Here is a 21,970-nt window from a genome sequence, read left to right on the forward strand (position 1 = left end):
ATTCCCGCCCGTTCGAACGGCAATCTGCCGCTTCCGCAACGATTCCGCGCCGCCGACACGGCAAATCGAGTCATCCTGCGTTCGTCTGACGATTCTTTACAGTCCGTTAGCAACCCTACGCGAGCCGGCACTGGCAGAATCGCGACGATCCGGCTTCGGCGGTCGAACCACGATGCCGGGCGTGCGGACGCGCCCCCAACCGGCAACGCGCCCACGATGCGCGAAACGGGCGGCTGGCGGTCCGCATCGCGCTGCTTTATTATCGGCTCCGTATCTCGGAATCGTCGTCGCGGCGACGATCCGCATTGCGCCGCGCCCGGCATCCACCCCCAACGTCGAGCTCGTCACACCATGAGAAAAACAATGCCGCGCGCGCCCTTGCGCGTCGCCGCCGTCCTTGCGCCCGCCCTGCCGCTCGCGGGCTGCGCATCGCGCGGCGCACCGTCGTACGTCCTGTTCGGCGCGTATTTCCCGCTTTGGCTCGTCAGTGCGATCGTCGGCGTCGTCGGCGCGATCGTCGCGCACCGCGTGTTCGTCGCGACCGGCTGGGCCGCCACGGTACCCTACCAGCTTGCCGTCTGCACCGCGATCGGGCTCGTGGTCGCCGTGATCGTGTGGCTCACCGGCACGGGGCCGTTCGCATGAAGGCCGCCGGAACCGCCCGCCCGTCCGTCAAAGGCCGCGTGATCGCGCTGGCGATCGTCGCGCTCGGCATCGCGGCGCTCGCGTACGCGTACCACCGCACGACGGCCTACCCGTCCACCGACGACGCGTCGATCGATGCGGACGTCGTGCACGTCGCGTCGCCGGTCGGCGGCCGCATCGTGCAGCTCGCCGTGCATGAAAACCAGCGCGTCGCGAAGGGCGACCTGCTGTACGTGATCGATCCGGTGCCGTACCGGCTGACGGTTGCGCAGGCGCAGGCCGACCTCGAGCTCGCGCGCGCATCGCTCGACACGCGCCGCCGTTCGCTGATCGGCGAGCGCTCGAACGCGACGGTTGCCGCCGAGCAGGTCAAGCGCGCGACGCAGAACCACGACCTCGCGACGCGCGACGTGAACCGCCTCGCCCCGCTCGCCGCGCAGGGCTACGTCAGCGCGCAGCAGTTCGACCAGGCGAAGGTCCGCCAGCGCGACGCGGCCGTGTCGCTCGCGCAGGCCCAGGAACAGCAGCGCGCGTCCGCGCAGACGATCGGCGACGAAGCCGACGCGATCGCGACGCTGCACGCGCGCGAGGCCGCGCTGGCCCGCGCGCAGCATGCGCTCGAAGACACCGTCGTGCGCGCGCCGCACGACGGCCTCGTCACGGGCCTGACCGTACTCGCCGGCGAAACGCTGGCGCCGAACCAGTCGATCTTCACGCTGATCGACGCGCGCGAATGGTTCGCCGTCGGCAACTTCCGCGAGACGTCGCTGAGCCGCATCGAGGTCGGCGACTGCGCGACCGTCTATTCGATGATCGACCGCAGCCGCCCGCTGACGGGCAAGGTCGTCGGTATCGGCGCGGGCATCGCCGACAGCGCCCGCATCAACCTGCCGCGCTCGCTGCCGATCGTGCAGAACTCGGTGAACTGGGTGCACGTCGCGCAGCGCTTCCCCGTGCGCGTGAAGCTCGACGAACCCGACGCCCGGCTCGTGCGCGTCGGCGCCAGCGCGATCGTCGAGGTCCGGCATGGCACTGCCTGCCGCTGAGGTTCGCGCGCCGGGCCTGCGCGAAGTCCTGCGACTGCTCGCGCCGTTTCCGGGACGCACGTCGATTGCCGTGCGGGTCGCGCTGATCTGCGCGCTGACCGCGTTCGTGACGGCCGCCTACGGCACGCCCGAAGCCGCGCTGTCCGCATACGTGGTGTTCTTCATGATCCGTGCCGACCGCGTGACGAGCGTCGTGCTCGCGGCCGCGCTGCTGCTGATCGTCACGATCGTGATCGGGCTCGTGCTCGGCATCGCGATCTTCAGCATCGACTATTCGATTCTGCGGGTCGCATGCATGGCCGTGCTGTCGGTCGGCCTTCTCTACCTGACGTCGGCCAGCAAGCTGCGCCCGGTCGGCGCGATCCTCGCGATGATCGTCGGCTTCGGGCTCGACCAGCTCGGCCTCGCGCCGTTCGGCGAAGCCGCGACGCGCGCGCTGCTGTACATCTGGCTGACGATCGCGATTCCGGTCGGCGTCGCGATCGTCGTCAACCTGCTGATCGCGCCGTCGCCGCGCAAGCTCGCGCACGCGCAGCTCGCGAAGCGCCTGCGGCTCGCCGCGCAGCGGCTGCGCGGCGACGAGGCGGCGCGCGACGCGTTCGACGCCAGCCTGCACGAAGGCGACAAGCAGTTGCTCACATGGCTCAAGCTGTCGAAACTCGAAGGCTCGTCGTCCGCCGCCGACTTCGTGGCGTTGCGGCAGGCCGTGGCGTCGAGCACCGCGCTGCTGGTCGGCGTCGCGCTGGCCGATCGCGAACCGGGCGCCCGATTGCCCGACGCATACGCCGCCCCGATCGCGGCGACGCTCGACGAGATGGCCGACATTCTCGACCAGGGCGGCTACCCGGTCGACGTGACGCTCGCGCTGCCGCCGATCGAAACGCTGCCGCCGCTCGCGCGTGTCGCCGCGACGGATCTTCAGGCGGCGATCACGCGTTTCGCGGAGCCGGCCGCCACGACCGATGTCGCTTCGACGGCTTCGACGGCTTCGTCAAACGCCCCCGTCCCCTCGCCCGCACCGCGCGGCGGCTTCTTCCTGCCCGACGCGCGCACCAACCCCGACCACATCCGCTACGCGCTGAAGACGACCGCCGCGGCGATCTTCTGCTACCTGCTGTATTCGCAGCTCGACTGGTCGGGCATCCATACCTGCGTCGTCACCTGCTACATCGTGTCGCTCGGCTCGACGGCCGAAACGGTCGAGAAGCTCACGCTGCGGATCTTCGGCTGCATCGTCGGCGCGCTGCTCGGCACGGCGGCACTCGTATTCGTCGTGCCGTCGCTGTCGTCGGTCGGCGACCTGATGGCGCTCGTGTTCGCCGGGGCATGGCTCGCCGCGTGGGTCGCGTTCGGCTCGCCGCGCATCGCGTACGCCGGCTTCCAGATCGCATTCGCGTTTTTCCTGTGCGTGATCCAGGGCGCCGGCCCCGGCTTCGACCTGACGATCGCGCGCGATCGCACGATCGGCATCCTGCTCGGCAACGTCGTCGTGTATCTCGTGTTCACGCGCATCTGGCCCGTCAGCATCGGCAAGCAGATCGACGTCGGTCTCGCGGCGCTGATCGACCAGTGGCGGCGCCTCGTGCAAGTCGCGCAGCCGGCCGAACGACGCGCGCTCGCCGCTGAAGCGTTCGCCCGTCACGGCGCGCTCGCGCAGGAGCTCGGGCTGGTCCACTACGAACCGTCGTGGGTGCGCCCGGCTGCCACGTGGCTCGCCACGCGACGGCGCGCGCTCGCGGAACTCGGCGCGCTCGAAGGCCCGCTGTTCCTGCTCGCCGAACGCAAGCCCGGCGACGCGGCGCTCGACGCGCAACTCGCCCGCGTGACCGAACCGCGCGACGACACAACCGCCCCGGCGCAATCCGCCGCGCCATCGGCCCCGCCGCCGGGCGGCACGCCCGCCGACCCTGCGCGCGACGCACTGCTGAACCTGATCGACACGCGGCTCGCGCGCATCGCCGACGCCGCCCGTCAAGCCACACCGAAGGAGCCTGCCCCCCATGCGCGTACCTGAACCGCCGGCCGCGTCGATCGCCGCCGCCGCCCTCGCGACCGCCGTCGCGCTGGCCGGTTGCGCGACGTCGTCGATCGATCTGGCGCCGGAGGCGCCCGATCGCCCGTGGCAGCCGCAAACGTCGGCTGCAGGCGACATCGTGCCGGGCCCGCCGCACGCGTCCGCGCAAGGTCCGCACGACTACACGCTGCCCGCGTCGCCCGCGCTGGCGTCGGTCTCGCCGCCGGCCGCCCTCGATGCCGCACACGCGTACACGCTGCCGGAGCTGATCGATCTCGCCGAATCGGCGAACCCGCTGACCCGCATCGCATGGAACGACGCCCGCAACGCGGCGCTCGCGGTCGGGCTGGCCAAGGCCGCCTATCTGCCGAGGTTGTCCGCGACGGCGATGGGCGGCTACCAGGCAAACCACGGCTCGACGTCGTCGATCCTCGGCGAATCGTCGAGCGACTCCACCGTGCACGGCACCATCTCGGCACTGTCGCTGCAATGGCTGCTGTTCGATTTCGGCGGCCGCGCGGCGCGCGTCGAAGCGGCCGAACAGGCGTCGATCGCGTCGAACGTCGCGTTCACGGCCGTGCATCAGCAGGTGATCCACGACGTGACCGTCGCGTACTACCGCTACGACGCGGCACGCTCACGCGCGCTCAGCGCGCAGCAGGGCCTCGCGAACGCGGACGCGATCCTCGCGGCCTCCCGCGCGCGGCTCAAGCATGGTGTCGGCACGGTCGTCGAGCTCGCGCAGGCGACGCAGAATCGCGCGCAGGCCAACCTCGCGCTCGTGCAGGCGAGCGGCGCGGAGAGCGACAGCTACCTCGCCCTCGTGTCCGCGCTCGGCATTTCGCCGCTGTCGAAGCCGACCATCGCCGCGCCGCCGAAGCGGCCGCTGCCGCCCGCGCTCGGCGCGTCGGTCGACGCGATCGTGGCGGACGCGATCGCGCGCCGCCCCGACCTCCAGGGCGCGTTCGCGCTCGAAAAAGCCAACCGCGCGAAGATCAAGGCCGCGGAAGCCGCGTTCATGCCGAAGATCTTCCTGTCCGCGTCGACGTCGTACGCGAGCGGCGGCACGTCCATCTCCGCGCTGCCGGCGATCGGCGACCAGGCGCCGACCGTCAACCTGAACGGCAGCCGCTACGGCGGCGGCGTGTTTCTCGGCGTGACGATTCCGCTGTACGACGGCGGCCTGCGCTCGGCCGTGTTGATGCAGGCGCGCAACGATGCGCAAAGCGCCTCCGCGCGACTCACGCGGACCAAGGAGGAAGCCGTCCGCCAGGTCGTCGCCGCGCAGAACGCGGTGCAGACGAGCCTCGCATCGCACGATGCCGCGAAGGCGCTCGTCGATGCCGCGCAGACGAGCTACGACGCGGCGCTGACCGCGTACCGCAACGGCGTCGGTTCGGTCACCGATGCGACGATCGCGCAAAGCCAGCTGCTCGCCGCCCGCAACGCGGAGGTCGACAGCTATGCCGGTGCGCTGTCGGCCGCTGCCGCGCTCGCGCTGGCGACGGGGACGATCGGCTCGACGCAGTAGCGCGACCGCCGCGAGGCGGTTGACGCATGCGCTCGCCGCCCACTAGAATGCCGCCCATTCTTCCTTCAGGAACCATCGTGGACAGTTGCAGCACTCCGTTGCGTGCGCCGCTTGCCGCCTGAACGCCTGTCCGACGCAGTTCTCCTGCCCGGCTCGCGTTCCGCGAGCCGCTCGCCTCCCGTTTCACACTGAATGACGCATACGCGCGGTACAGTACCGCGCGATGACGGCTATCTTCGCGTCGTCTTCGGCATCGCGCCGCGGCCGCGCGAAACGGCACGCGCGCCTTCACGGCAGGACACCCATGACTTTCGATTTCGCACTCCGTCTTTTCACCGCGTTCGCCTGCGGCGTCGCCATCGGCCTCGAGCGCCAGATGCGCCAGCGCACGGCCGGCCTGCGCACCATCACGCTCGTCGCGAGCGGCGCATGCCTGTTCGTCACGCTCGGCGTGCTGACCGGCAACGGCGTCGCGGGCGTCACGCAGATCGCCGCGTACGTCGTGTCGGGCGTCGGCTTTCTCGGCGGCGGCGTGATCATGCGCGACAAGGGCTCGATCCAGGGCATCAACACCGCCGCGACGCTGTGGTGCTCGGCCGCCGTCGGCGTGCTGGCCGGCTCCGGCCATTACGTGCCCGCGCTCGCCGGCACGGGCGTCGTGCTGCTCACCAACACGGTGCTGCGCGGTGTCAGCCAGACGATCAACGCGACGCCGGTATCGAATGCCGACCTCGTGCGCGAATACCAGATCACCGTGATCTGCCTGGCCGCCGACGAAGTGCACATCCGCACGCTGCTGTCGAACGCGATGTATGCGAAGCCGCTGTCGTTCCAGAGCCTGACGAGCGAGGACGTGCCCGACCAGCCGGACCGGCTGAAGGTCACGGCGACGCTGAAGCTGCATCCGAAGGATCAGCAGAAGCTCGAGCAGATCGCCAGCCGGATGAGCATGGAGAAGAGCATTTCCAGCGTGAGCTGGACCGCGAAGGAAGCGGAGCCGATGATGGAGTGAGCGCCCGGGCGGCCGCCGCGTGTCGCACTGCGGGCCGCCCGTCTGCGGGTCAGGGCGTCTCGATCAGTCCGGCCGAGATGGCCTTGACGACCGCCTGGACCTTGTTCGTCGCGCCCAGTTTCTCGAGGATGTTGTTGACGTGGAAGTTGACCGTCCGTTCCGAGATGCTGAGGATCTGGCCGATTTCGCAGGCGGTCTTGCCCTCGGCGGTCCAGCACAGCACCTCGCGCTCGCGCGCGGTCAGCGTGACGCCCGCCGCCGGCGACAGCTTCGGCACCATGAAGCGGCTCATCAGCGAGTGCGACAGGTTCGCGAGCCAGTTCGTCTGAAGCGTCAGCATGTTGATTTCTGCCGGCGTCAGCGGATCGGCATGGCGTGCGATGCTCAGCAGACCGAACGCCCCGCGCGCGGCCCAGCTCGACTGCGCGACCCCCACCGACAGCCCGAAATCACGCGCGTCCTGCCACAGCGGGCACGGCTCGATCCGGTCGACGTCCGGCCAGACGATCATGTTGGTGCTGAGCGCGCCGTCGCGAACCGTCGAGTCGATGTCGATGTAGTTCTGCGCCTGGTAGTGCGCCATCCAACCGTCCGGATAGGTATTGAAGATCGCGACCGCCGGCTTCGAGACGGGCAGCGGAACGCGAATGCCGTAACAGCAGTATTCGAATCCGAGCCGCTTGGAATAGGCAGCGATCCGCTGGAAGAGCTGCTGCTCGTCTTCCGCGGCGCTGAATTGTTGATAGGCATCCTGCCAGCGCAGTTCCATTCATTCTCCGACAACGTCACGCTGTCATACTTGTCAGGTTCCAGCACCCGTTCGAGGCTGATACATTCCGCGCATGACTTCACCTTTGCTGCACCCGGTCTCCGGCCCGTCCCCGGACGGCTACGTACGCCTGTCAGAAGGCACGCTGGCCGTGCTTGCGCTCGACCATGTCGCGAGCGGCCTCGACGCATCGCTGCTCGCGGAACTGCGCGACAGCGCGATCGACGCCCGGCTCGCCGGCTATACCGAATGGCATCGCCCGGCCAGTGCCGGCGTCGCTTACGTGACGATCGGCTGGGACTGGTATCTCGAACGCGCGACGGGCACGTTCGTGATCGCGGGCGGCGACGTCCGCAGCAACGTGATGGCCGTCGACGCCACGGGCACCGACATCGGCATGTTCCGCACGGCCGCCGCGCTCGCCGCGCGGCTTGCGTGCATCGACTGGCCGGCTGCGGTCGCGGCGGCCCTGCTCGGGCACAACGACGCCTATCATGCCGGTCCGACGCTCCAGTGACAACTGGCGCGCATTCCTCTGACGATTTCCGTGATGCTGGGGCTCTTTATAAGCAAAAGCGCCACGGTTTTCAATCCCGTTGATCAAGAAACCGTTACCACGTCCTGATCGGCGTCATTCCCGCGTCACCCTGTAAGAGTTACCAGTTACAGCCCCCTCGTGCCCCGCGATGTAATGCGTGCATACAAAAGCACAGATCCGAGGACACCATGCGGACCTTCGTTCACGAGGAAGGGCGGTTGCCACACGAACTTGCGGCGGATCTCGGGCGCTACCGGCGCCGCGTGTTCGTCGAGCAGCTGGGTTGGGCACTCCCGTCGGCAAACGAAAGTTTCGAGCGCGATCAGTTCGATCGCGACGATACCGTGTACGTGTTCGCGCGAAACGCCGGCGGCGACATGTGCGGATGTGCGCGCCTGCTGCCGACGACGCGCCCGTATCTGCTGAAGTCGCTGTTCGCCGATCTGATCGCCGAAGACATGCCGCTGCCGCAGTCGGCTGCCGTCTGGGAGCTGTCCCGGTTCGCGGCAACCGACGACGAAGGCGGCCCGGGCAACGCCGAATGGGCCGTGCGCCCGATGCTCGCAGCCGTCGTCGAATGCGCGGCGCAGCTCGGCGCGCGGCAGCTGATCGGCGTGACGTTCGCGAGCATGGAGCGGCTGTTCCGCCGGATCGGCATCCACGCGCACCGCGCAGGCCCGCCGAAGCAGGTGGACGGACGTCTGGTGGTCGCGTGCTGGATCGACATCGATCCGCAAACGTTTGCTGCACTAGGAATCGCGCCGGGGCACGCTGCCCGGCAAGCCATCGCCGCCTGAGCCGGAACACGCGTTTCTGCCCGGGCGGCATCGTAACGAAGGAGAATCAACGTGGACCAGTCCCAGGTCTTTCGCGCGATGATGCCCGGATTGACGAGCGCCAACGGCGCCCGCATCGCGGTCGCCTACCCGTCGTTTCCCCGGCCGCTGCCGCTCGTGCGGCTCGACCGTCGCGGCCTCGTGTTCCGGGCCGCCGGCGCCGCGCCGCTCGTCTGCGGGCTGCCGCGTGCTGCGACACTGCTGGTCGCGGACGAGCCGCTCTGCTCGCTGCGCCTCGTGATCCGCGACGTCGCCCCGGTCGGCGAAGGCCGGCATGATCTGACGATGCAGCCGTCCGGTGCCGCCAGCGACGAATTGCTGTGGCATGCGTTGCGCGATCGCGAACCGTACCGCCGGCTTCGGCACCCGCTTGCGCCCGTCGAAACGTCCATCGCCACCGACGGTGAACCGCACGCATCGACCGGCGAAGCCGCGCCGCGCCCGTCGCGCAGCGCGGCCTTCCGGCTGCCGTGCCACAGCGACGCGCTGTTCTTTGCCGACTGGCTCGAATATCACTTCGACGAATTGCGCGCGCTGTCGCAGCAGCACGGGCCGCAACTGCAGCTCAACCAGCTCGAGCGACAGGTCGCCGACGATGAAGTCGGCGTGCGCTTCGTGTACGACATCGACGGGCACGCCACGCGGCACGCGCTGACCGACTGCGCGCGCGAGGCCTGCGCGTGGATCGAGACGGAAATGCGCGACAAGTACGCGTTGCCGGTCGCGCAGGAGCGGTTCAGCGCGTTTGCGGCACACGCGCGCGCCGGCGGCATGTGAACGCAGCGCAACAGATGGTTGTATCGATGCAACTAGGGCTTGCCATGCCTCGGGTTTTCCCTTAAATTTACGTCTGTCTCCTCCATGTCTCCAAACATGGATTCAGCCCGCTCAATGAAGCGGGCTTTTTTCTTGTCTGCGCAAATTACGGGGACACATCCTCTTTCGCCCCGCCTAGCCCGCCGGCCGCAACTAGTAGTGATGCACCGCGAATATCAGCGCGACCGCCACGACCACAGCCAGCAGCAAATACAGCCAGCCCTTTTTCGTTGTCGGCAGGTCCGTCAGCGCACTCACGTCGCCCGTCAATACCGCCAATGCGGCCACGCCGAGTCCGAGCGACACCATCGTCCCCTTGGCCACCCATCCAAAGACAACTTCGAGCACGGCCGCCCATCGCGACTGACGATAAGGGCCGGCAACCGGCCGACGCAGATCGGGCTTACCCATTCGCGGCCTCCCGTTTGGGATGGGCACCTCTGCCCGTCGGTCGACAAGCCGAGATGAAGGCCTGACTTCGACAGGTGTTCGAACAAGCCTCTGCCGCAACGGGGTGCGCGCATTTGATCGGTAGTGTCATGTTTTTCTTTCGCGATACGAGATTCGACGTTTGGTTCGTTTGGCCGAAATGCGCCTCTGTCGTTCGATACGACGAGCATGCGCCGCGACGCGATCCGTTCGCATCGCGCAATCCGGACCGGCCGGCTTATCATTGACCGGCCCGCCACTCACCCCGAGGCCATCTTGCACGCCCATCTGCGCATTGCCCGCCCGGTCAGCAACCTCGCCCGAACCGAGCGCATGTATCGCGACGCCCTCGACTTGTCCGTCCTTGCGCGCTTTGAAGATCACGACGGCTTTTCGGGCGTGATGCTCGGACGCGACGGCCTCGATTATCACTTCGAATTCACGCACTGCCCCGACCATCCGATCGCGCCGTCGCCGACACCGGAAGACCTGATCGTGTTCTACCTGCCCGATCGGCCGGAATGGGAAGCCGCCTGCGCGCGCGCCACCGCGCATGGATTCATGCCCGTCACGTCGTTCAATCCGTATTGGGAAATATCCGGCCAGACTTTCGAGGATGCCGACGGCTACCGGATCGTGCTGCAGAACGGTACGTGGCGCTGACGCGCAAATTCGTGCGAACTGTTACACGCCGGTCGTGCCGGCGGCGCGGGCCACATACACGACGTGCCGGCGCAGCGCGTGCCCTTCCGACAACGCAGGATGGTCGAAATCGCGCGCCGGCTGACGCTGCATGCCGAGCCGCTCCATCACATGTTGCGATCGAAGGTTGATGTCGGCCGTCCACGCAAAGATCTCGCCGAGCCCGAGCCGGTCGAACCCGTCGGCCAACGCGGCGGCGGCTGCTTCGGCAACATAGCCTTGCCCCCATGCGTGGCGCGCCAGCCGCCACATGATCTCGACGCACGGTGCCATCGGGTGAGTCGCACGTACTTCGCTCGACAGTCCGCACACCCCGATTACCGTCGCGTCGGCACGGCGCTCGACCGCCCATGGGCCGAAACCGTGGGCATCGAAATGCGTATCGAAACGGGCGATGACGTCGCTCGCCTCGTCAACGGACATCGGACCGCGCGCGAGCCACGCGGTCACATCCGGATCGGCATGCATCGCCGACAGCGCGCCCGCATCCGCCGGCCGCCAACGGCGCAGCGTCAGACGTTCGGTTTCGAGCTTCGAGGGGGTGGGCATGGGGGAGACGGACCGTTCAGGTGGCGAGACGCGAGCTGCGTCACGAACCCGAAGGCGGAACGGATGGAGGGGAAATCGAGATCGTCGCTGCTGCCGGCGACGATCCCTTGAACCGATAACGGAAAACGGGCGCCGACGCGCCCGCGGCAGTTACTCGTTTTCCTCGAAGTAATGCCCAAATTTCGTCTGCTTCGTACGGATATAACGCTCGTTTTCCTCGCGCACGGGCACCGCGAGCGCCACGCGCTCACACACCGGAATGCCGTGCTTCGCGAGCGTGTCGAACTTCGCCGGATTGTTGCTCATCAGCCGCACCGACGTCACGCCGAGGATGCGAAGAATCGCAGCGGCCGAGTCGTATTCGCGGGCATCATCGGGCAGGCCGAGATCGAGGTTCGCCTCGACGGTGTCGCGCCCCTGCTCCTGCAGCGCGTACGCGCGGATCTTGTTGCTCAGGCCGATCCCGCGCCCTTCATGGCCGCGCAGATACAGCAGCACGCCGCGGTCTTCGGCCGCGATGTAGCGCAATGCAAGATCGAGCTGCTCGCCGCAGTCGCAGCGGTAGGAGCCGAACACGTCTCCGGTCAGGCATTCGGAATGCAGCCGCGTCAGCACGGACTGCTCGCCGGCGACGTCGCCCATCACGAGCGCAAGATGTTCGGCATCGCTGCCCGATACGCGAAAAGCGTAAGACGTGAACGTACCGTAGCGCGTGGGCAGCGACGCGGTGGCGACGAGCGTCACGCACTCGTCGGCCTGGCCATTGCCCGGCGTGGGCGATTGGGGACGCGAAGACATCATGAATTCAATCGAAACGTTCTGGAATGTAGGAATTGTGTGGATAGTGCGTGACGGGAGTTTACCGCTAATCTGGAATCGTCACGCGACTGCCGCCGCCTGCGCGGCTATACTGGGCTCGTCGGGTGACACGCATCGCGCCCTGCCTGCCCAGTATCGAACTGCACACGGAGAAAGCGAATGAGCACGACTGTCGCGCAGCTTCTCAAGGCCAAGCCGGATTCGGGCCGCACCATCTACACCGTCAAGAAGACCGATTTCGTCTACGACGCCATCAAGCTGATGGCGGAAAAAGGCATCGGCGCGCTGCTGGTCGTGGACGGCGACGACATCGCAGGCATCGTCACCGAGCGCGACTACGCGCGCAAGGTCGTCCTGCAGGATCGCTCGTCGAAGGCCACCCGCGTCGAGGAAATCATGACGGCGAAGGTACGCTACGTCGAACCGTCGCAATCCACCGACGAGTGCATGGCGCTGATGACCGAACACCGGATGCGCCACCTGCCCGTCCTCGATGGCGGCAAGCTGGTCGGCCTCATCTCGATCGGCGACCTCGTCAAGAGCGTGATCGCCGATCAGCAGTTCACGATCAGTCAGCTCGAACACTATATCCACGGCACGCCCGCGGTCACGTCCGCCTGACCGGCCCCAGCAAAAAAGGCCCAAACGCGCGAGCGTCTGGGCGGAAAGTCGCCGGAATGCGACGACGGAGGTTCTGCTCCTGCGGGCGTATGACGCGCGCGACTGGCGCGCGTCTCGTCGTTCAAGCGGTGCGCTCGGGCAGACCCGGGGACGTTCAGTTGCCGAAGTAGACCGAGTTCACGGGATTCGGTGCTTCGCGCGTCATGCGGCGGCCGGCCTGGCCGGCACCCGTCGCCACGGCACCGTAGCCGCTCGTATCGGCCTGCGCGAGCATCGGCTGGTTCGGCTGGATGCGTCGTTCGGCAGCCTGGACGTTGTCCGGATACTGCGAATCGCTCGCCAGCGGCTTGTAGCCGTTCTGTTCGAGCTGCACGAGTTCGGACTTGACCTGGTCGCGCGTGAGCCCTTGCTCGGACTGCGCAAACGATGCGATCGGGGCGGCAAGGACGGATGCGGCGATGGCTGCGTAGATGATCGACTTCATGATTGACCTCCGGAATATGTTCTCTTATGGCGTCGCCTCGGCAGGAATGTCTGAAGCGATTGAATGCAGTGTAGTTCGCGCCACCCCAAGGGGAAACCCTTAGTTTGAACATACAGCGTTGCGATTTTGACAAAAATCGGGCGCCTTTTCTGGATGATGTCGCTGCCACTTGCACCGCCAGCACAACAATCGCTGACGAAACGCCGACAGCCAAATCACATATTCCCAAGGTTGTGTTGTAGAATCGTAAGGTTTTATTCGCCAGTCGATATTCCATCCATGTACGCGCTCACGCCCCTCTCGGTTTCGCTGTCCGGCCCGGCCGGCGTGCGTGCGCGCGCCGGCCAGCCGGCGCATCCCCTCGCTCGACGCACGGCCCAGGCGCCGCTCGCCCCTGCCCGGCGCCTGATCTGACGGCTCGGTCTCCTCCCGGAGCCAGGTCAGACAGGCTCCGGGCGATCCTCAAAGGCACGCCACGCCTGCCCCTTGCCGATCATTTGGAGAACTTCCATGAAACAACGCCTTTACCAGTTGACCGAACTCGACGTTGCTCGCCTCGAGAAGCACGCCGAACACAACCCGCGCTTCCAGACGGTGCTCGATACGCTGCTCGAACGCGCCGACATCGTCCAGCCCGATGCGATCAAGGCGAACGTCGTCACGATGAATTCGCAGATCACGCTGCTCGACGAAGCGACCCAGGAACAGGCAACCTGGACGATCGTTTATCCGGATGCCGCCAATCTCGAACTGGGCCGCCTGAACGTGTTCTCGCCCGTCGGCATGGCCCTGTTGGGCACTCAGCGCGGCCAGATGGTCAAGGTGATGCAGCCGAGCGGCGCCGAAAAGCTGATGAAGGTCGCCGCGATCGTGTTCCAGCCGGAAGCGAACGGCGAATACACGCGCTGAGCCGCCTGCCGGCGGCACCGCACCGTAGCGCCGCACCAAGAAGAAAGCGAGGCACCGGCCTCGCTTTTTTGCATCCGGACGCGACGAATCGCCGGCCTCGCATTCCGCAGGCGAAAAAAAAGGCGCCCGAAGGCGCCTTTTTCGATGCTGCGATGCGGGTTACCCCGCCGTCACGCTTAGAAGCGGTGACGCAGACCAACCGTTGCTGCGGTTTGGTTGATCGACGAGCTCGGCAGGTTGTCGTTGAAGCTGTTGCCGTTGTAGATCGATGCGCCGATGCCGTTCTTCGCTGCACGCTGGTACACAGCTTGTGCGTAGACGTCCGTGCGCTTCGACAGTGCGTAGTCAGCTTGCAGACCGAACTGGTTCCAGTGCGTGCTGCCGTTGTTGATCTTCGCGTTCGTGTACGTGTAAGCAGCACCCAGGCCGAGAGCCGGCGTCAGGTTGTACTTTGCGTTGACTTCGTAGTTGTCAGTGCGCAGCGTGCCAACACCGACTGCATTGTTGTCCAGACGCGCTTGCGTCCATGCAGCGCCGACTTGTGCCGGGCCGAATGCGTAGCCAGCAGCAGCACCGTACGTGCGGACACGGCCTTGGCTAGCCAGACCACCGATTGCCGACGACGTTGCGCCGCTACCGTTCGTACCGTCACCCAGGTTAGCTTGCGAGTATGCACCTGCGAGCTTCAGGCCTTGGAACTGGTATGCCACGCCCGCGCTGTATGCACGGTTGTTGCCGAAGTTCGTGTTGTTCGAGAACGAGTACGTACCGCCGAATTGCAGGCCAGCGTAGTTAGCGCTCGTGTACTTGATCGTGTTGTTCGATGCGACGTCGCCGGTCGTGCTCAGGCGGTCCAGGTTCAGCGGGTGCGCGAAGTACGTGCCGCCCCACGAGCCCGTTGCCGTCAGCGGCGCCAGGAAGTCTTGCGTTGCGTCATATTGCTTACCCAGCGTGACCGTGCCGTACTGGCTCGACAGGCCGACGAAAGCTTGGCGGTTGAACATGCCGCCGTTGTTGCCCAGCTTGCCGTCACCGATGCCGAAGCCGCTTTCCAACGTGAAGATTGCCTTCAGGCCGCCACCCAGGTCTTCCGAGCCACGCAGGCCGAAACGGCTCTGGTCAATGCCCGAACCCATCGCCCAGCGCGACTTGCCAGCTTGGCCCAGTGCCGGTTGGACGTTGCTCGTGTAGGTGATGCCTGCGTCCAGCACGCCGTACAGCGTGACGCTGCTTTGCGCGTGAGCGACGGTAGCGAACGATGCTGCAGCTGCTGCAACGATCAGAGTCTTGTTCATTCGTGGAGCTCCCTTCTATAAAAAGAGGCAGGTCTCGCGACCTTGTTCATAAACGGTCTGCAACCGCCTGGGAGCGCCATCGGTCCTGCTGGCGGCGCCCGGATAGTTGCCCGTTTGGGAACCGTGAGTTTAGGGGTGTACCCTAGGGGAGCGATCCGCAAATAAAGAAATAAGCTTTTCCAGAACTAGAAATAATGAAAATGGGGAAGTGTTATAAGTATTTGTTTTAACGTTTGTTTTTGACTTCTTGACGGGGTCTTTTTGGACCCTCTCATCGCACCATTCTTTCATGTCATCGTCTTGACGGTTGCATAGAAACAACAAACGGATTCGAATCGGCACCCCAAGAGTCGGCAACTTTTACCTAGTTTAGTCCCAAATTCGGGCGCCGAGCGGCTAAACCGCGTCCGACGGCCGATAAACAGCATGCGACCCGCGCGCCGCGAGCCATGCATCGCCGCCGGTCGCTGAAACAGGGAGGCCGGTCTCCGCCCCTCGGCGGCCCGCTCGCCTGCCGTGACACGCGGTAACAGCCTTAACCGCTCGCGTAACCCGACTGGCGAACCGGCAGGCTAATGTAAGGCAGCCTCGCATACAGAACAGGACACGCCATGAATCGACGCTCGTTGTTGCGCGCCATCGGACTGACCGTCGCCCTCGCCGGCACCGGCTGGCTGCGGGCCGCCTCGGCCCAGCCCGCGCCGCCCGGGTATCGGCCGCCCGGCCCGAACCGCCCGCCCGGCCGACCACCCTATGCGGACCGTCCGGGCTTCGGGCCGCCGGCCGCCCGGCACGACCGCCGTCCGCCGCCGCCCCGGCCGCACGGCTATATATGGACGGACGGCTACTGGCGCTGGCAGGGTGGCCGCTATATATGGGTGCCCGGTCGCTGGGTCGCGCGGCGCCCGGGGCGCCGGTGGGTGCCCGGCTACTGGCGACGCCAGGGACGGGTGTGGATCTACGTCGACGGTACGTGGCGATAGGCAGGCACCCGCCACCCGGCCGATGGCAGGCCCGGAACCGGGCGGCGCGGGCGAACCCGCGCCGTTCGGCCCCGGGATCGCGATGCCCGGCGGGCGCTCCCGCGAATCCTGTCTCCCCCCGCTCCGATGCCCGCGCTCGTACTCCTTCGGAGGCATTGGTCACGCAACATCAACCGTCGGCATGCTCGCCGATAAACCGCATGCCTTCCCGTCACGTCCGGATCATCCCGCACCTGACGCGCACGTTGCGGTGGAAGACCGCAATTCGGTCACCCCGGCGCGTGCCCCTTGAGCTTCGCGCCACAATACGTCGTCACATTCGGGACGAACGGAACGTGAGCATCGGCTACCGCGCTCACACGCGCGCAATCATTCGGACAACGCATTCATGCGATAACGATGCTCATGCAGTTGCCCCCCCGTCCCGTCGCATCGCATCGCATTCGCGCGGCAACACGACACCCATCGACAGCACAGCACGCCTGCGCGCTGCCTAGCGCCCATCGCTCTCCAGCGCCCGGGCACGACGTCGCGCCGCGCAGATCGCGCGATGATGTTCGTCGGCCCACCGGATCATCGCGTGCATCGGCGTCAGGAACGAACGTCCGAGGTCGGTCAGCGCATATTCGACGCGCGGCGGCACTTCGGCGAACAGCGCACGACTGACGAAGCCGTCCTGTTCGAGCCGCTTCAGCGTACGCGACAGCATCTGATTCGATACGTCGCCGATCGCGCGGCCGAGTTCGTTGAAGCGCATCGTTCCGCCTGCCAGCGCTTCGAGCACCAGCAGGCTCCACTGGTCGCCGATGCGGTCGAGCACATCGCGGATCGGGCACGGCTGATCGAGTTCGACGGGTTCATCTGCGGACGGGAACGGCATGACTGGATTCTCTTTCAACGGCAATGCACGGTCAGCGCGGTGTGACCTGTTCACACCGCGCTGACTTCTTGTGACGGGTTCGCGGCAACTGTACCATTCGCTCGACCCGACAGCCGCGCGGATTCGCCAGTTCAACGAAGCATGACGACACCGCGCGGCCTCGCGCTGTCCGTATCGTGACGACACTCACGGCGCGATCCGCCATCGCGCATCGCGCGCCCACCCACGCTTCGTCAGACAAGGAACCCGCTGCATGTCATCGCTCCGCTCTCCCGTTAGCGCCGTTGCCGCGCTCGTCCTGCTGGCCGCGTCGACGGCCGCGCTGGCCGCCGGCCCGACCACGCGCGACCTGGCCGCCGAGGAAGCCAACCGCCAGCTCGTGCTGACGTTCTACGACCGCTTCTTCAACAAGCACGAAGCGCTCGAGGCCGCCGCCGTCGTCGCGGACGACTACAAACAGCACAATCCGCAGGTGCCGGACGGCAAGCAGCCATTCGTGTCGTATTTCGTCGGCGCGTTCCAGAAGAACCCGGCATCGCGCGCGCGCATCGTGCGCAGCGCAACCGACGGCGATCTCGTCTATCTGCACGTGCATGCAACCGAGCGCCCCGGCGACCGCGGCGAAGCCGTCGTCGACATCTTCCGCGTGAAGAACGGCAAGATCGTCGAACACTGGGACGTGATCCAGCCGGTGCCCGAAACGTCCGCGAACGCAAACACGATGTTCTGACGCGCGAGGCCGCCATGCGGTGCGCGACGATACGCGCCGCCCGTCGACGAACGATCGGCCGCCTGCCGGGCAAGTGCGAATGCCCCGCGGCGGCGAAGTCCCCTACAATCGGGCTTCGCCGCCGCGCCGGCCTCCGTCCCGCATGACCGCACCGCCGAGCGCCTCGCCGCCGGCGCACCGTCGCACGCGAAGCACGGCCGGCACGGGCGGCCGTTCGCGAAGACGGTGTCAACGATGAGCCCCGCCCATATTTCCCTCAGCAACGCCGGCGACCTGGTCGCCAGCCTCGGCAGTCCGCAGTTTCCCGCCCGGCTTTGGGCGTGGCTGCGCGAAACCGTCGATCCGCAGTCCCATTACAGCGTCGCGACGCGCTACCGCCGCGATGCGCCGTCGCAATCGGTCGACAGCGTCGACGTGCTGTTCTTCGCGGGCGGCGACGATCCCGACGGCACGCGCCACGCGCTCGATCTGTATACGCAGGGCGAGTGGCGCACCGACACGCTGCTCCCGCATATCGAACGCGCCACCGATTCGCAGCTCGTGTTCTCGTGCAATGAAGAAGTCGACACGGCGACCGAATACGGCCGCCAGTTCGCGCTCGGCGACCTCGGCGAAGACTGTACGCTGCTCGGCAGCGAGCGCGACTACGTCTACGCGTTTTCGCTGTTCCGCCGGCGCGGCCAGCCGTCCTATACGCTGGCCGAGCTGGCGCTGCTGCGGCAGCTCGGCGATTTCGTGCTGCCGCTGCTGATCCAGCATGCGCGGCTCGCGCGCCTGACGCCGCGCTCGGACGACGGCGCGCTGCTGCAACGGTTCGAACAGCGCTTGTCGGCCAGCGGCGCGGCGCTGTCGCAGCGCGAACGGCTCGTGTGCCGCGCGGTACTGCAAGGTCGGCCCATCCCGCAGATCGCCGACACGCTCGCGCTCAAGCCGAGCAGCGTGCGCACCTATCTCGGGCGTGCGCTCGCAAAACTCGGCGTGGCGAACCGGGCCGGGCTGTTCGCGTGGTGCGTGACCGAAGACGAAGCGCCGCAAGATCACGGTCACTAGGCGGCGCCCCCACCTCGCCGTACGCCCCCACTGCCTTTGTCGCGCGTTGTCCTCAAAACGATGACAGACAGCCGGCCGCCCCACTCCTAGTATCTGACTCACCCGACGACAGGAAAGCGTCGGACGCCAGGAGACACGGAATGCCGAATACCGCATGGACGCCGGCCCGCACGGCCGCGCGCGCGTCGACCATCGATCCGCCAGGTCAGCCCCGGCGGCGCGATCGGCATGACGCTCCGGCCGCAGCCGGCCTTCGCCATCGCGCATCGTCGCGGCTGCCGCGCAGCACCGGCACCTAGCCGCCCCTCACCCCGTTCCAACCAACCGGGTTCACACGACCGGACGACCCACACGGGCCGCCCGCCGGACACGTGCGCCCGTCGTACCGCCCCATCCGGAGGAGACACATGCAACACGCCGACACCATCTATCTGAACGGCCTGCTTTACACCGGCGACGCGCAGCGCCGCTTCGCCCAGGCGCTCGCCACCCGGGACGGCAAGATCGCCGCCGTCGGCCGCGACGACGAGATCCGTCCGCTGGCCGGCCCCGCGACGCGCATCGTCGACCTGGCCGGCAGGCTGATGCTGCCGGGCCTCATCGACGGCCACGTGCACCCGCTCGAAGGCCACCAGATCCTCGGCGACTTCGACCTGTCCGGCATCAACGATCCCGATGCGATCCTGCAGCGCATCCGCGCGTGCGCCGACGCGACGCCGAACGAACCGTGGGTCTATCTCGGCGGCGCGAACCTGGCCGCGTTCGGCGCGTATCCGACCCGCGAACTGCTCGACCGGATCGTCCCCGACCGGCCGCTGCTCGTGGTCGGTTTCGACGTGCACAGCGGCTGCCTCAACACGAAGGGGCTCGAAGCGGCCGGCATCCGCGCCGACACGCCCGACCCGGCCGGCGGCGTGTACGGACGCGATGCGTCCGGCGCACCCGACGGCGTCGTGCACGAAGCAGCGTTCTACCGCGTCTGCCCGCTCATTCCGCAACTGAGCCCGGCCGGCTACCCGAAGTCGCTCGCGAAGGCGCACAGGATGGCGCACGGCTACGGCATCACCGGCTGGTTCGACGCACGTGTCGAGGAAGCCGAACTCAAGGCTTATGCCGACGCGCAGCGCTCGGGCACGCTGAAGGTGTACATGAGCGCGGGCCTCTATGCGAATCCGCGCCGCGATCCGCGCGAACAGATCGAGCGCTTCGCCCGGTGGCGTCGCGAGTACGCTTGCGACAACCTGCGCCTGCATACGGTGAAGATCTTCGTCGACGGCGTACCCGAATCGAAAACCGCCGCGCTGCTCGAGCCGTACGCGGGCACCGACGATTGCGGCCTCGCGCTGTGGAGCCAGGACGCGCTGAACGAGATCTGCCTGCTCGCCGATACGGCCGGCTTCGACCTGCATTTCCACACGCTCGCCGACCGCGCGGTGCGCATGACGCTCGACGCGCTCGAATACGTGCAGATCCGCAACGGCATGCGCGACCGGCGCGCGCAGCTCGCGCACCTGCAGCTCGTCGATCCGGCCGACATGAGCCGCTTCAACCGGCTGGGCGCGATCGCCAGCGTGCAGACGCTGTGGACGGCCGCTCGCGAGGAGCAGCAACAGCTCTATCGAGACCTGCTCGGCGCCGAGCGCACCGCGCGCAACTACCCGTTCCGCAGCCTGCGCAACGCGGGCGCGATGCTCGCAGCCGGCTCCGACTGGTCGGTCAGCACGATGGACCCGATGCAGATCATCCAGACGGGCGTCACGCACCTGCTGATCGACCAGCCCGACAGCCCGCCGTGGAATCCGCACGAACGCCTCGACCTGCTCACGATGCTCGAAGCCTATACGGTGAACACCGCGTATGCGCTGCGCTTCGACGACTGCACGGGTTCGCTCGAAGCGGGCAAGGACGCGAGCTTCGCGATCCTCGACCGCAATCCGTTCGCGCACCCGGTCGAGACGTTCGCGCAGACCCGCGCGATCGAGACGTGCTTTCGCGGCGAAGTCGTCTACGCCGCGCCGGGGTGGGCCGACTGACGCACGCACCGCGCGGCCGTCAGGCGACGGGCAGCGCCGGCCCCTGCGCGGTCGTCAGCACGTCGCCGAACGTGTCCGACAGCGCGGCGCGACGCGACGGCGGTGCGCGGGACAACGTCCGACAGGATCGGGCCAACGCGTGCGACCGCCTAGGACAGCGCAGCCGCCGGCGCACCCGGCCGCGTGCGGCCGTATGCCGTCATCATCACGAAGCCGAGCAGGAACGCCGCGCCGCCGATCATCAGCAGGCCGGTCTCGCCGAGCGCGGGCAGCAGGTTCGTCAGCGCGCCCGTGACGACCCACGCAACGGCCATCACCGAACCCGCGACGCCGAGCGCCCAGCCCTGCCGGTCCTCGCTGACGGCATCGGAAAAAGCCGTATACATCGTCGTGTACGCCACCATGTCGAAGCAACCGACGACGGTCGCGAGCGCCCACAGCACCGGCTCGTGCGGAAACAGCGCGGACAGGATCTGGCCCAGCCCGGCGACGAGCAGGCCCGTCTTCGCGATATCGATCACACGCCACACGCGCAGCATCAGCCGCACGACGACCAGCAGCCCGAACACGAAGCAAACGCCGATCACGCCGCTGAACAGCCCGAGCCGCGCGCTCGTATAGCCGAATTTCGTCTGCAGCAACAGCATGATGGTCTGCAGGTAGAGCCCGTAGCCGACCTGCATCAGAAAGAACACGACCGACAGGAACGCGACGTTGCGCTGGCGCGCGGCCTCGCCGATGATCCGCAGCGGCAGCAGCAGATCGATGCGCGTGCCGCCGCGCGGCGCGGCCGAGTCGCGGTACGACACCCAGGTCCAGCACGCGCAGATCAACGACAGCGCGGCGACCAGCACGAACGGTGTGCCGTAGTCGAACAGCGAACGGATAGATTCCGTAGCCGAGACCGAGGTAGAAATTGCGCGCGTGCGCACCGGCATCGGCCGGCAGGATGCCCGCGTGCGGATCGCTGAAGATCGCGGACATCATCGGATAGGCGAGCCCGAAACCCATCGCGTCGATCGCGATCGCGAGCAGGCAGGGGCCGAGCAACGTGTAGTCGAGCCGGGACATGGCGACCTTCCGGACAGAGTGGATGATCGCCCGAGCGTAACGACCGGCTGGCCGCCGCGGTAGGCCGCCGCCCGCGATGCTGACTATCGGCGCGGCCGATACCCTGGCCGCCGCCCGCGCCGATTGCCCGCCGGCGCGGACGCGAGCGCGACCCGAACCTGCTCGCACTTGCGTGCCGTGTGCCGGCTGACGGTCAAGGGGCCGAACG

At 67.2% G+C, this 21,970-nt stretch carries 22 protein-coding genes and 1 pseudogene; 15 read left to right on the top strand and 8 right to left on the bottom strand.

Annotation, left to right across the window (positions count from 1 at the left end; translation table 11 throughout):
• Positions 1–351: 351 nt before the first annotated feature.
• The 5 genes from WJ16_RS28070 to WJ16_RS28090 all read left to right on the top strand — a co-directional run bounded on the left by WJ16_RS28070 (position 352) and on the right by WJ16_RS28090 (position 6,248).
• The gene (locus tag WJ16_RS28070; RefSeq protein WP_069260271.1) at positions 352–645 is read left to right on the top strand and encodes a hypothetical protein; all 294 of its coding nucleotides are present in this window, start codon (positions 352–354) and stop codon (positions 643–645) included.
• Positions 642–1,691, top strand: coding sequence for a multidrug transporter subunit MdtN (mdtN, locus tag WJ16_RS28075; RefSeq protein ID WP_069260272.1), 1,050 nt, complete (start codon positions 642–644; stop codon positions 1,689–1,691). The genes WJ16_RS28070 and mdtN overlap by 4 nt, the downstream gene beginning before the upstream one ends.
• The gene (locus WJ16_RS28080; RefSeq protein WP_069260273.1) at positions 1,672–3,705 is read left to right on the top strand and encodes an FUSC family protein; all 2,034 of its coding nucleotides are present in this window, start codon (positions 1,672–1,674) and stop codon (positions 3,703–3,705) included. The genes mdtN and WJ16_RS28080 overlap by 20 nt, the downstream gene beginning before the upstream one ends.
• The gene (locus tag WJ16_RS28085; protein ID WP_069260274.1) at positions 3,692–5,236 is read left to right on the top strand and encodes a TolC family protein; all 1,545 of its coding nucleotides are present in this window, start codon (positions 3,692–3,694) and stop codon (positions 5,234–5,236) included. Before WJ16_RS28080 ends, WJ16_RS28085 begins: the two co-directional genes overlap by 14 nt.
• A gap of 304 nt (positions 5,237–5,540) precedes the next feature.
• The gene (locus WJ16_RS28090) at positions 5,541–6,248 is read left to right on the top strand and encodes an MgtC/SapB family protein (protein ID WP_069260275.1); all 708 of its coding nucleotides are present in this window, start codon (positions 5,541–5,543) and stop codon (positions 6,246–6,248) included.
• A 49-nt stretch (positions 6,249–6,297) separates the two neighbouring features.
• On the opposite strand, the gene WJ16_RS28095 is transcribed toward WJ16_RS28090, so the two are convergent.
• Complete coding sequence (locus WJ16_RS28095; RefSeq protein ID WP_069260276.1) at positions 6,298–7,017, bottom strand: autoinducer binding domain-containing protein; 720 nt, start codon at positions 7,015–7,017, stop codon at positions 6,298–6,300.
• A gap of 73 nt (positions 7,018–7,090) precedes the next feature.
• Between WJ16_RS28095 and WJ16_RS28100 the strand changes: the two genes are divergently transcribed.
• From WJ16_RS28100 to WJ16_RS28110, 3 genes are all read left to right on the top strand, one after another.
• On the top strand, positions 7,091–7,534 hold the full coding sequence (locus WJ16_RS28100) for a DUF4902 domain-containing protein (RefSeq protein ID WP_069260277.1): 444 nt from the start codon (positions 7,091–7,093) through the stop codon (positions 7,532–7,534).
• 209 nt (positions 7,535–7,743) lie between these two features.
• On the top strand, positions 7,744–8,352 hold the full coding sequence (locus WJ16_RS28105) for an acyl-homoserine-lactone synthase (protein WP_069260278.1): 609 nt from the start codon (positions 7,744–7,746) through the stop codon (positions 8,350–8,352).
• A 51-nt stretch (positions 8,353–8,403) separates the two neighbouring features.
• Entirely contained in the window at positions 8,404–9,168 is a 765-nt protein-coding gene (locus tag WJ16_RS28110) for a hypothetical protein (RefSeq protein ID WP_069260279.1), read from the top strand.
• A 192-nt stretch (positions 9,169–9,360) separates the two neighbouring features.
• On the opposite strand, the gene WJ16_RS28115 is transcribed toward WJ16_RS28110, so the two are convergent.
• Entirely contained in the window at positions 9,361–9,618 is a 258-nt protein-coding gene (locus tag WJ16_RS28115) for a hypothetical protein (protein WP_069260280.1), read from the bottom strand.
• A 294-nt stretch (positions 9,619–9,912) separates the two neighbouring features.
• Here WJ16_RS28115 and WJ16_RS28120 point away from each other — a divergent pair, with 294 nt between their 5' ends.
• Positions 9,913–10,299, top strand: a complete 387-nt coding sequence (locus tag WJ16_RS28120) for a VOC family protein (protein ID WP_021162343.1) — start codon at positions 9,913–9,915, stop codon at positions 10,297–10,299.
• A 21-nt stretch (positions 10,300–10,320) separates the two neighbouring features.
• Here WJ16_RS28120 and WJ16_RS28125 read toward each other — a convergent pair whose 3' ends face one another.
• Together WJ16_RS28125 and ribA are read right to left on the bottom strand one after the other, a co-directional pair.
• Positions 10,321–10,887, bottom strand: coding sequence for a GNAT family N-acetyltransferase (locus tag WJ16_RS28125; protein WP_069260281.1), 567 nt, complete (start codon positions 10,885–10,887; stop codon positions 10,321–10,323).
• Positions 10,888–11,037: 150 nt separating this feature from the next.
• Positions 11,038–11,688 carry a GTP cyclohydrolase II gene (gene ribA, locus WJ16_RS28130; RefSeq protein ID WP_069260282.1) on the bottom strand — a complete coding sequence of 217 codons (651 nt, stop codon included), beginning with the start codon at positions 11,686–11,688 and terminating at the stop codon, positions 11,038–11,040.
• 177 nt (positions 11,689–11,865) lie between these two features.
• On the opposite strand from ribA, the gene WJ16_RS28135 reads away from it, so the two are divergent.
• Positions 11,866–12,327 (top strand): CBS domain-containing protein, encoded by a 462-nt coding sequence (locus WJ16_RS28135; RefSeq protein ID WP_069260283.1) that lies wholly within the window; start codon positions 11,866–11,868, stop codon positions 12,325–12,327.
• Between the two features lie 154 nt (positions 12,328–12,481).
• Here WJ16_RS28135 and WJ16_RS28140 read toward each other — a convergent pair whose 3' ends face one another.
• The gene (locus WJ16_RS28140; protein ID WP_069260284.1) at positions 12,482–12,811 is read right to left on the bottom strand and encodes a DUF4148 domain-containing protein; all 330 of its coding nucleotides are present in this window, start codon (positions 12,809–12,811) and stop codon (positions 12,482–12,484) included.
• A 510-nt stretch (positions 12,812–13,321) separates the two neighbouring features.
• Here WJ16_RS28140 and WJ16_RS28145 point away from each other — a divergent pair.
• On the top strand, positions 13,322–13,720 hold the full coding sequence (locus tag WJ16_RS28145; protein WP_069260285.1) for a GreA/GreB family elongation factor: 399 nt from the start codon (positions 13,322–13,324) through the stop codon (positions 13,718–13,720).
• A 176-nt stretch (positions 13,721–13,896) separates the two neighbouring features.
• Here the strand turns inward: WJ16_RS28145 and WJ16_RS28150 are convergent, their stop codons facing one another.
• The gene (locus WJ16_RS28150; protein ID WP_069260286.1) at positions 13,897–15,015 is read right to left on the bottom strand and encodes a porin; all 1,119 of its coding nucleotides are present in this window, start codon (positions 15,013–15,015) and stop codon (positions 13,897–13,899) included.
• A gap of 611 nt (positions 15,016–15,626) precedes the next feature.
• On the opposite strand from WJ16_RS28150, the gene WJ16_RS33895 reads away from it, so the two are divergent.
• Entirely contained in the window at positions 15,627–15,998 is a 372-nt protein-coding gene (locus WJ16_RS33895) for a YXWGXW repeat-containing protein (protein WP_076606016.1), read from the top strand.
• A gap of 493 nt (positions 15,999–16,491) precedes the next feature.
• Here WJ16_RS33895 and WJ16_RS28155 read toward each other — a convergent pair whose 3' ends face one another.
• On the bottom strand, positions 16,492–16,878 hold the full coding sequence (locus WJ16_RS28155; protein ID WP_069260287.1) for a winged helix-turn-helix transcriptional regulator: 387 nt from the start codon (positions 16,876–16,878) through the stop codon (positions 16,492–16,494).
• A 253-nt stretch (positions 16,879–17,131) separates the two neighbouring features.
• Between WJ16_RS28155 and WJ16_RS28160 the strand changes: the two genes are divergently transcribed.
• The 3 genes from WJ16_RS28160 to WJ16_RS28170 all read left to right on the top strand — a co-directional run bounded on the left by WJ16_RS28160 (position 17,132) and on the right by WJ16_RS28170 (position 20,691).
• Positions 17,132–17,608, top strand: coding sequence for a nuclear transport factor 2 family protein (locus WJ16_RS28160; protein WP_069260288.1), 477 nt, complete (start codon positions 17,132–17,134; stop codon positions 17,606–17,608).
• A 234-nt stretch (positions 17,609–17,842) separates the two neighbouring features.
• On the top strand, positions 17,843–18,658 hold the full coding sequence (locus tag WJ16_RS28165; RefSeq protein ID WP_069260289.1) for a helix-turn-helix transcriptional regulator: 816 nt from the start codon (positions 17,843–17,845) through the stop codon (positions 18,656–18,658).
• 407 nt (positions 18,659–19,065) lie between these two features.
• On the top strand, positions 19,066–20,691 hold the full coding sequence (locus tag WJ16_RS28170; protein ID WP_069260290.1) for an amidohydrolase: 1,626 nt from the start codon (positions 19,066–19,068) through the stop codon (positions 20,689–20,691).
• 149 nt (positions 20,692–20,840) lie between these two features.
• Here the strand turns inward: WJ16_RS28170 and WJ16_RS28175 are convergent.
• Positions 20,841–21,762 (bottom strand): annotated as a pseudogene (locus tag WJ16_RS28175) (MFS transporter).
• Positions 21,763–21,970: the final 208 nt, after the last annotated feature.

The organism is Burkholderia metallica, from assembly GCF_001718555.1.
In the GTDB taxonomy this organism is placed as follows: domain Bacteria; phylum Pseudomonadota; class Gammaproteobacteria; order Burkholderiales; family Burkholderiaceae; genus Burkholderia; species Burkholderia metallica.

What these genes read in the sequence shown, in the direction of transcription:
- WJ16_RS28070 (WP_069260271.1), top strand. Translation starts at nt 352, where the DNA reads ATGAGAAAAACAATGCCGCGCGCGCCCTTGCGCGTCGCCGCCGTCCTT.
- mdtN (WP_069260272.1), top strand. Translation starts at nt 642, where the DNA reads ATGAAGGCCGCCGGAACCGCCCGCCCGTCCGTCAAAGGCCGCGTGATC.
- WJ16_RS28080 (WP_069260273.1), top strand. Translation starts at nt 1,672, where the DNA reads ATGGCACTGCCTGCCGCTGAGGTTCGCGCGCCGGGCCTGCGCGAAGTC.
- WJ16_RS28085 (WP_069260274.1), top strand. Translation starts at nt 3,692, where the DNA reads ATGCGCGTACCTGAACCGCCGGCCGCGTCGATCGCCGCCGCCGCCCTC.
- WJ16_RS28090 (WP_069260275.1), top strand. Translation starts at nt 5,541, where the DNA reads ATGACTTTCGATTTCGCACTCCGTCTTTTCACCGCGTTCGCCTGCGGC.
- WJ16_RS28095 (WP_069260276.1), bottom strand. Translation starts at nt 7,017, where the DNA reads ATGGAACTGCGCTGGCAGGATGCCTATCAACAATTCAGCGCCGCGGAA.
- WJ16_RS28100 (WP_069260277.1), top strand. Translation starts at nt 7,091, where the DNA reads ATGACTTCACCTTTGCTGCACCCGGTCTCCGGCCCGTCCCCGGACGGC.
- WJ16_RS28105 (WP_069260278.1), top strand. Translation starts at nt 7,744, where the DNA reads ATGCGGACCTTCGTTCACGAGGAAGGGCGGTTGCCACACGAACTTGCG.
- WJ16_RS28115 (WP_069260280.1), bottom strand. Translation starts at nt 9,618, where the DNA reads ATGGGTAAGCCCGATCTGCGTCGGCCGGTTGCCGGCCCTTATCGTCAG.
- WJ16_RS28125 (WP_069260281.1), bottom strand. Translation starts at nt 10,887, where the DNA reads ATGCCCACCCCCTCGAAGCTCGAAACCGAACGTCTGACGCTGCGCCGT.
- ribA (WP_069260282.1), bottom strand. Translation starts at nt 11,688, where the DNA reads ATGATGTCTTCGCGTCCCCAATCGCCCACGCCGGGCAATGGCCAGGCC.
- WJ16_RS28135 (WP_069260283.1), top strand. Translation starts at nt 11,866, where the DNA reads ATGAGCACGACTGTCGCGCAGCTTCTCAAGGCCAAGCCGGATTCGGGC.
- WJ16_RS28140 (WP_069260284.1), bottom strand. Translation starts at nt 12,811, where the DNA reads ATGAAGTCGATCATCTACGCAGCCATCGCCGCATCCGTCCTTGCCGCC.
- WJ16_RS28145 (WP_069260285.1), top strand. Translation starts at nt 13,322, where the DNA reads ATGAAACAACGCCTTTACCAGTTGACCGAACTCGACGTTGCTCGCCTC.
- WJ16_RS28150 (WP_069260286.1), bottom strand. Translation starts at nt 15,015, where the DNA reads ATGAACAAGACTCTGATCGTTGCAGCAGCTGCAGCATCGTTCGCTACC.
- WJ16_RS33895 (WP_076606016.1), top strand. Translation starts at nt 15,627, where the DNA reads ATGAATCGACGCTCGTTGTTGCGCGCCATCGGACTGACCGTCGCCCTC.
- WJ16_RS28155 (WP_069260287.1), bottom strand. Translation starts at nt 16,878, where the DNA reads ATGCCGTTCCCGTCCGCAGATGAACCCGTCGAACTCGATCAGCCGTGC.
- WJ16_RS28160 (WP_069260288.1), top strand. Translation starts at nt 17,132, where the DNA reads ATGTCATCGCTCCGCTCTCCCGTTAGCGCCGTTGCCGCGCTCGTCCTG.
- WJ16_RS28165 (WP_069260289.1), top strand. Translation starts at nt 17,843, where the DNA reads ATGAGCCCCGCCCATATTTCCCTCAGCAACGCCGGCGACCTGGTCGCC.
- WJ16_RS28170 (WP_069260290.1), top strand. Translation starts at nt 19,066, where the DNA reads ATGCAACACGCCGACACCATCTATCTGAACGGCCTGCTTTACACCGGC.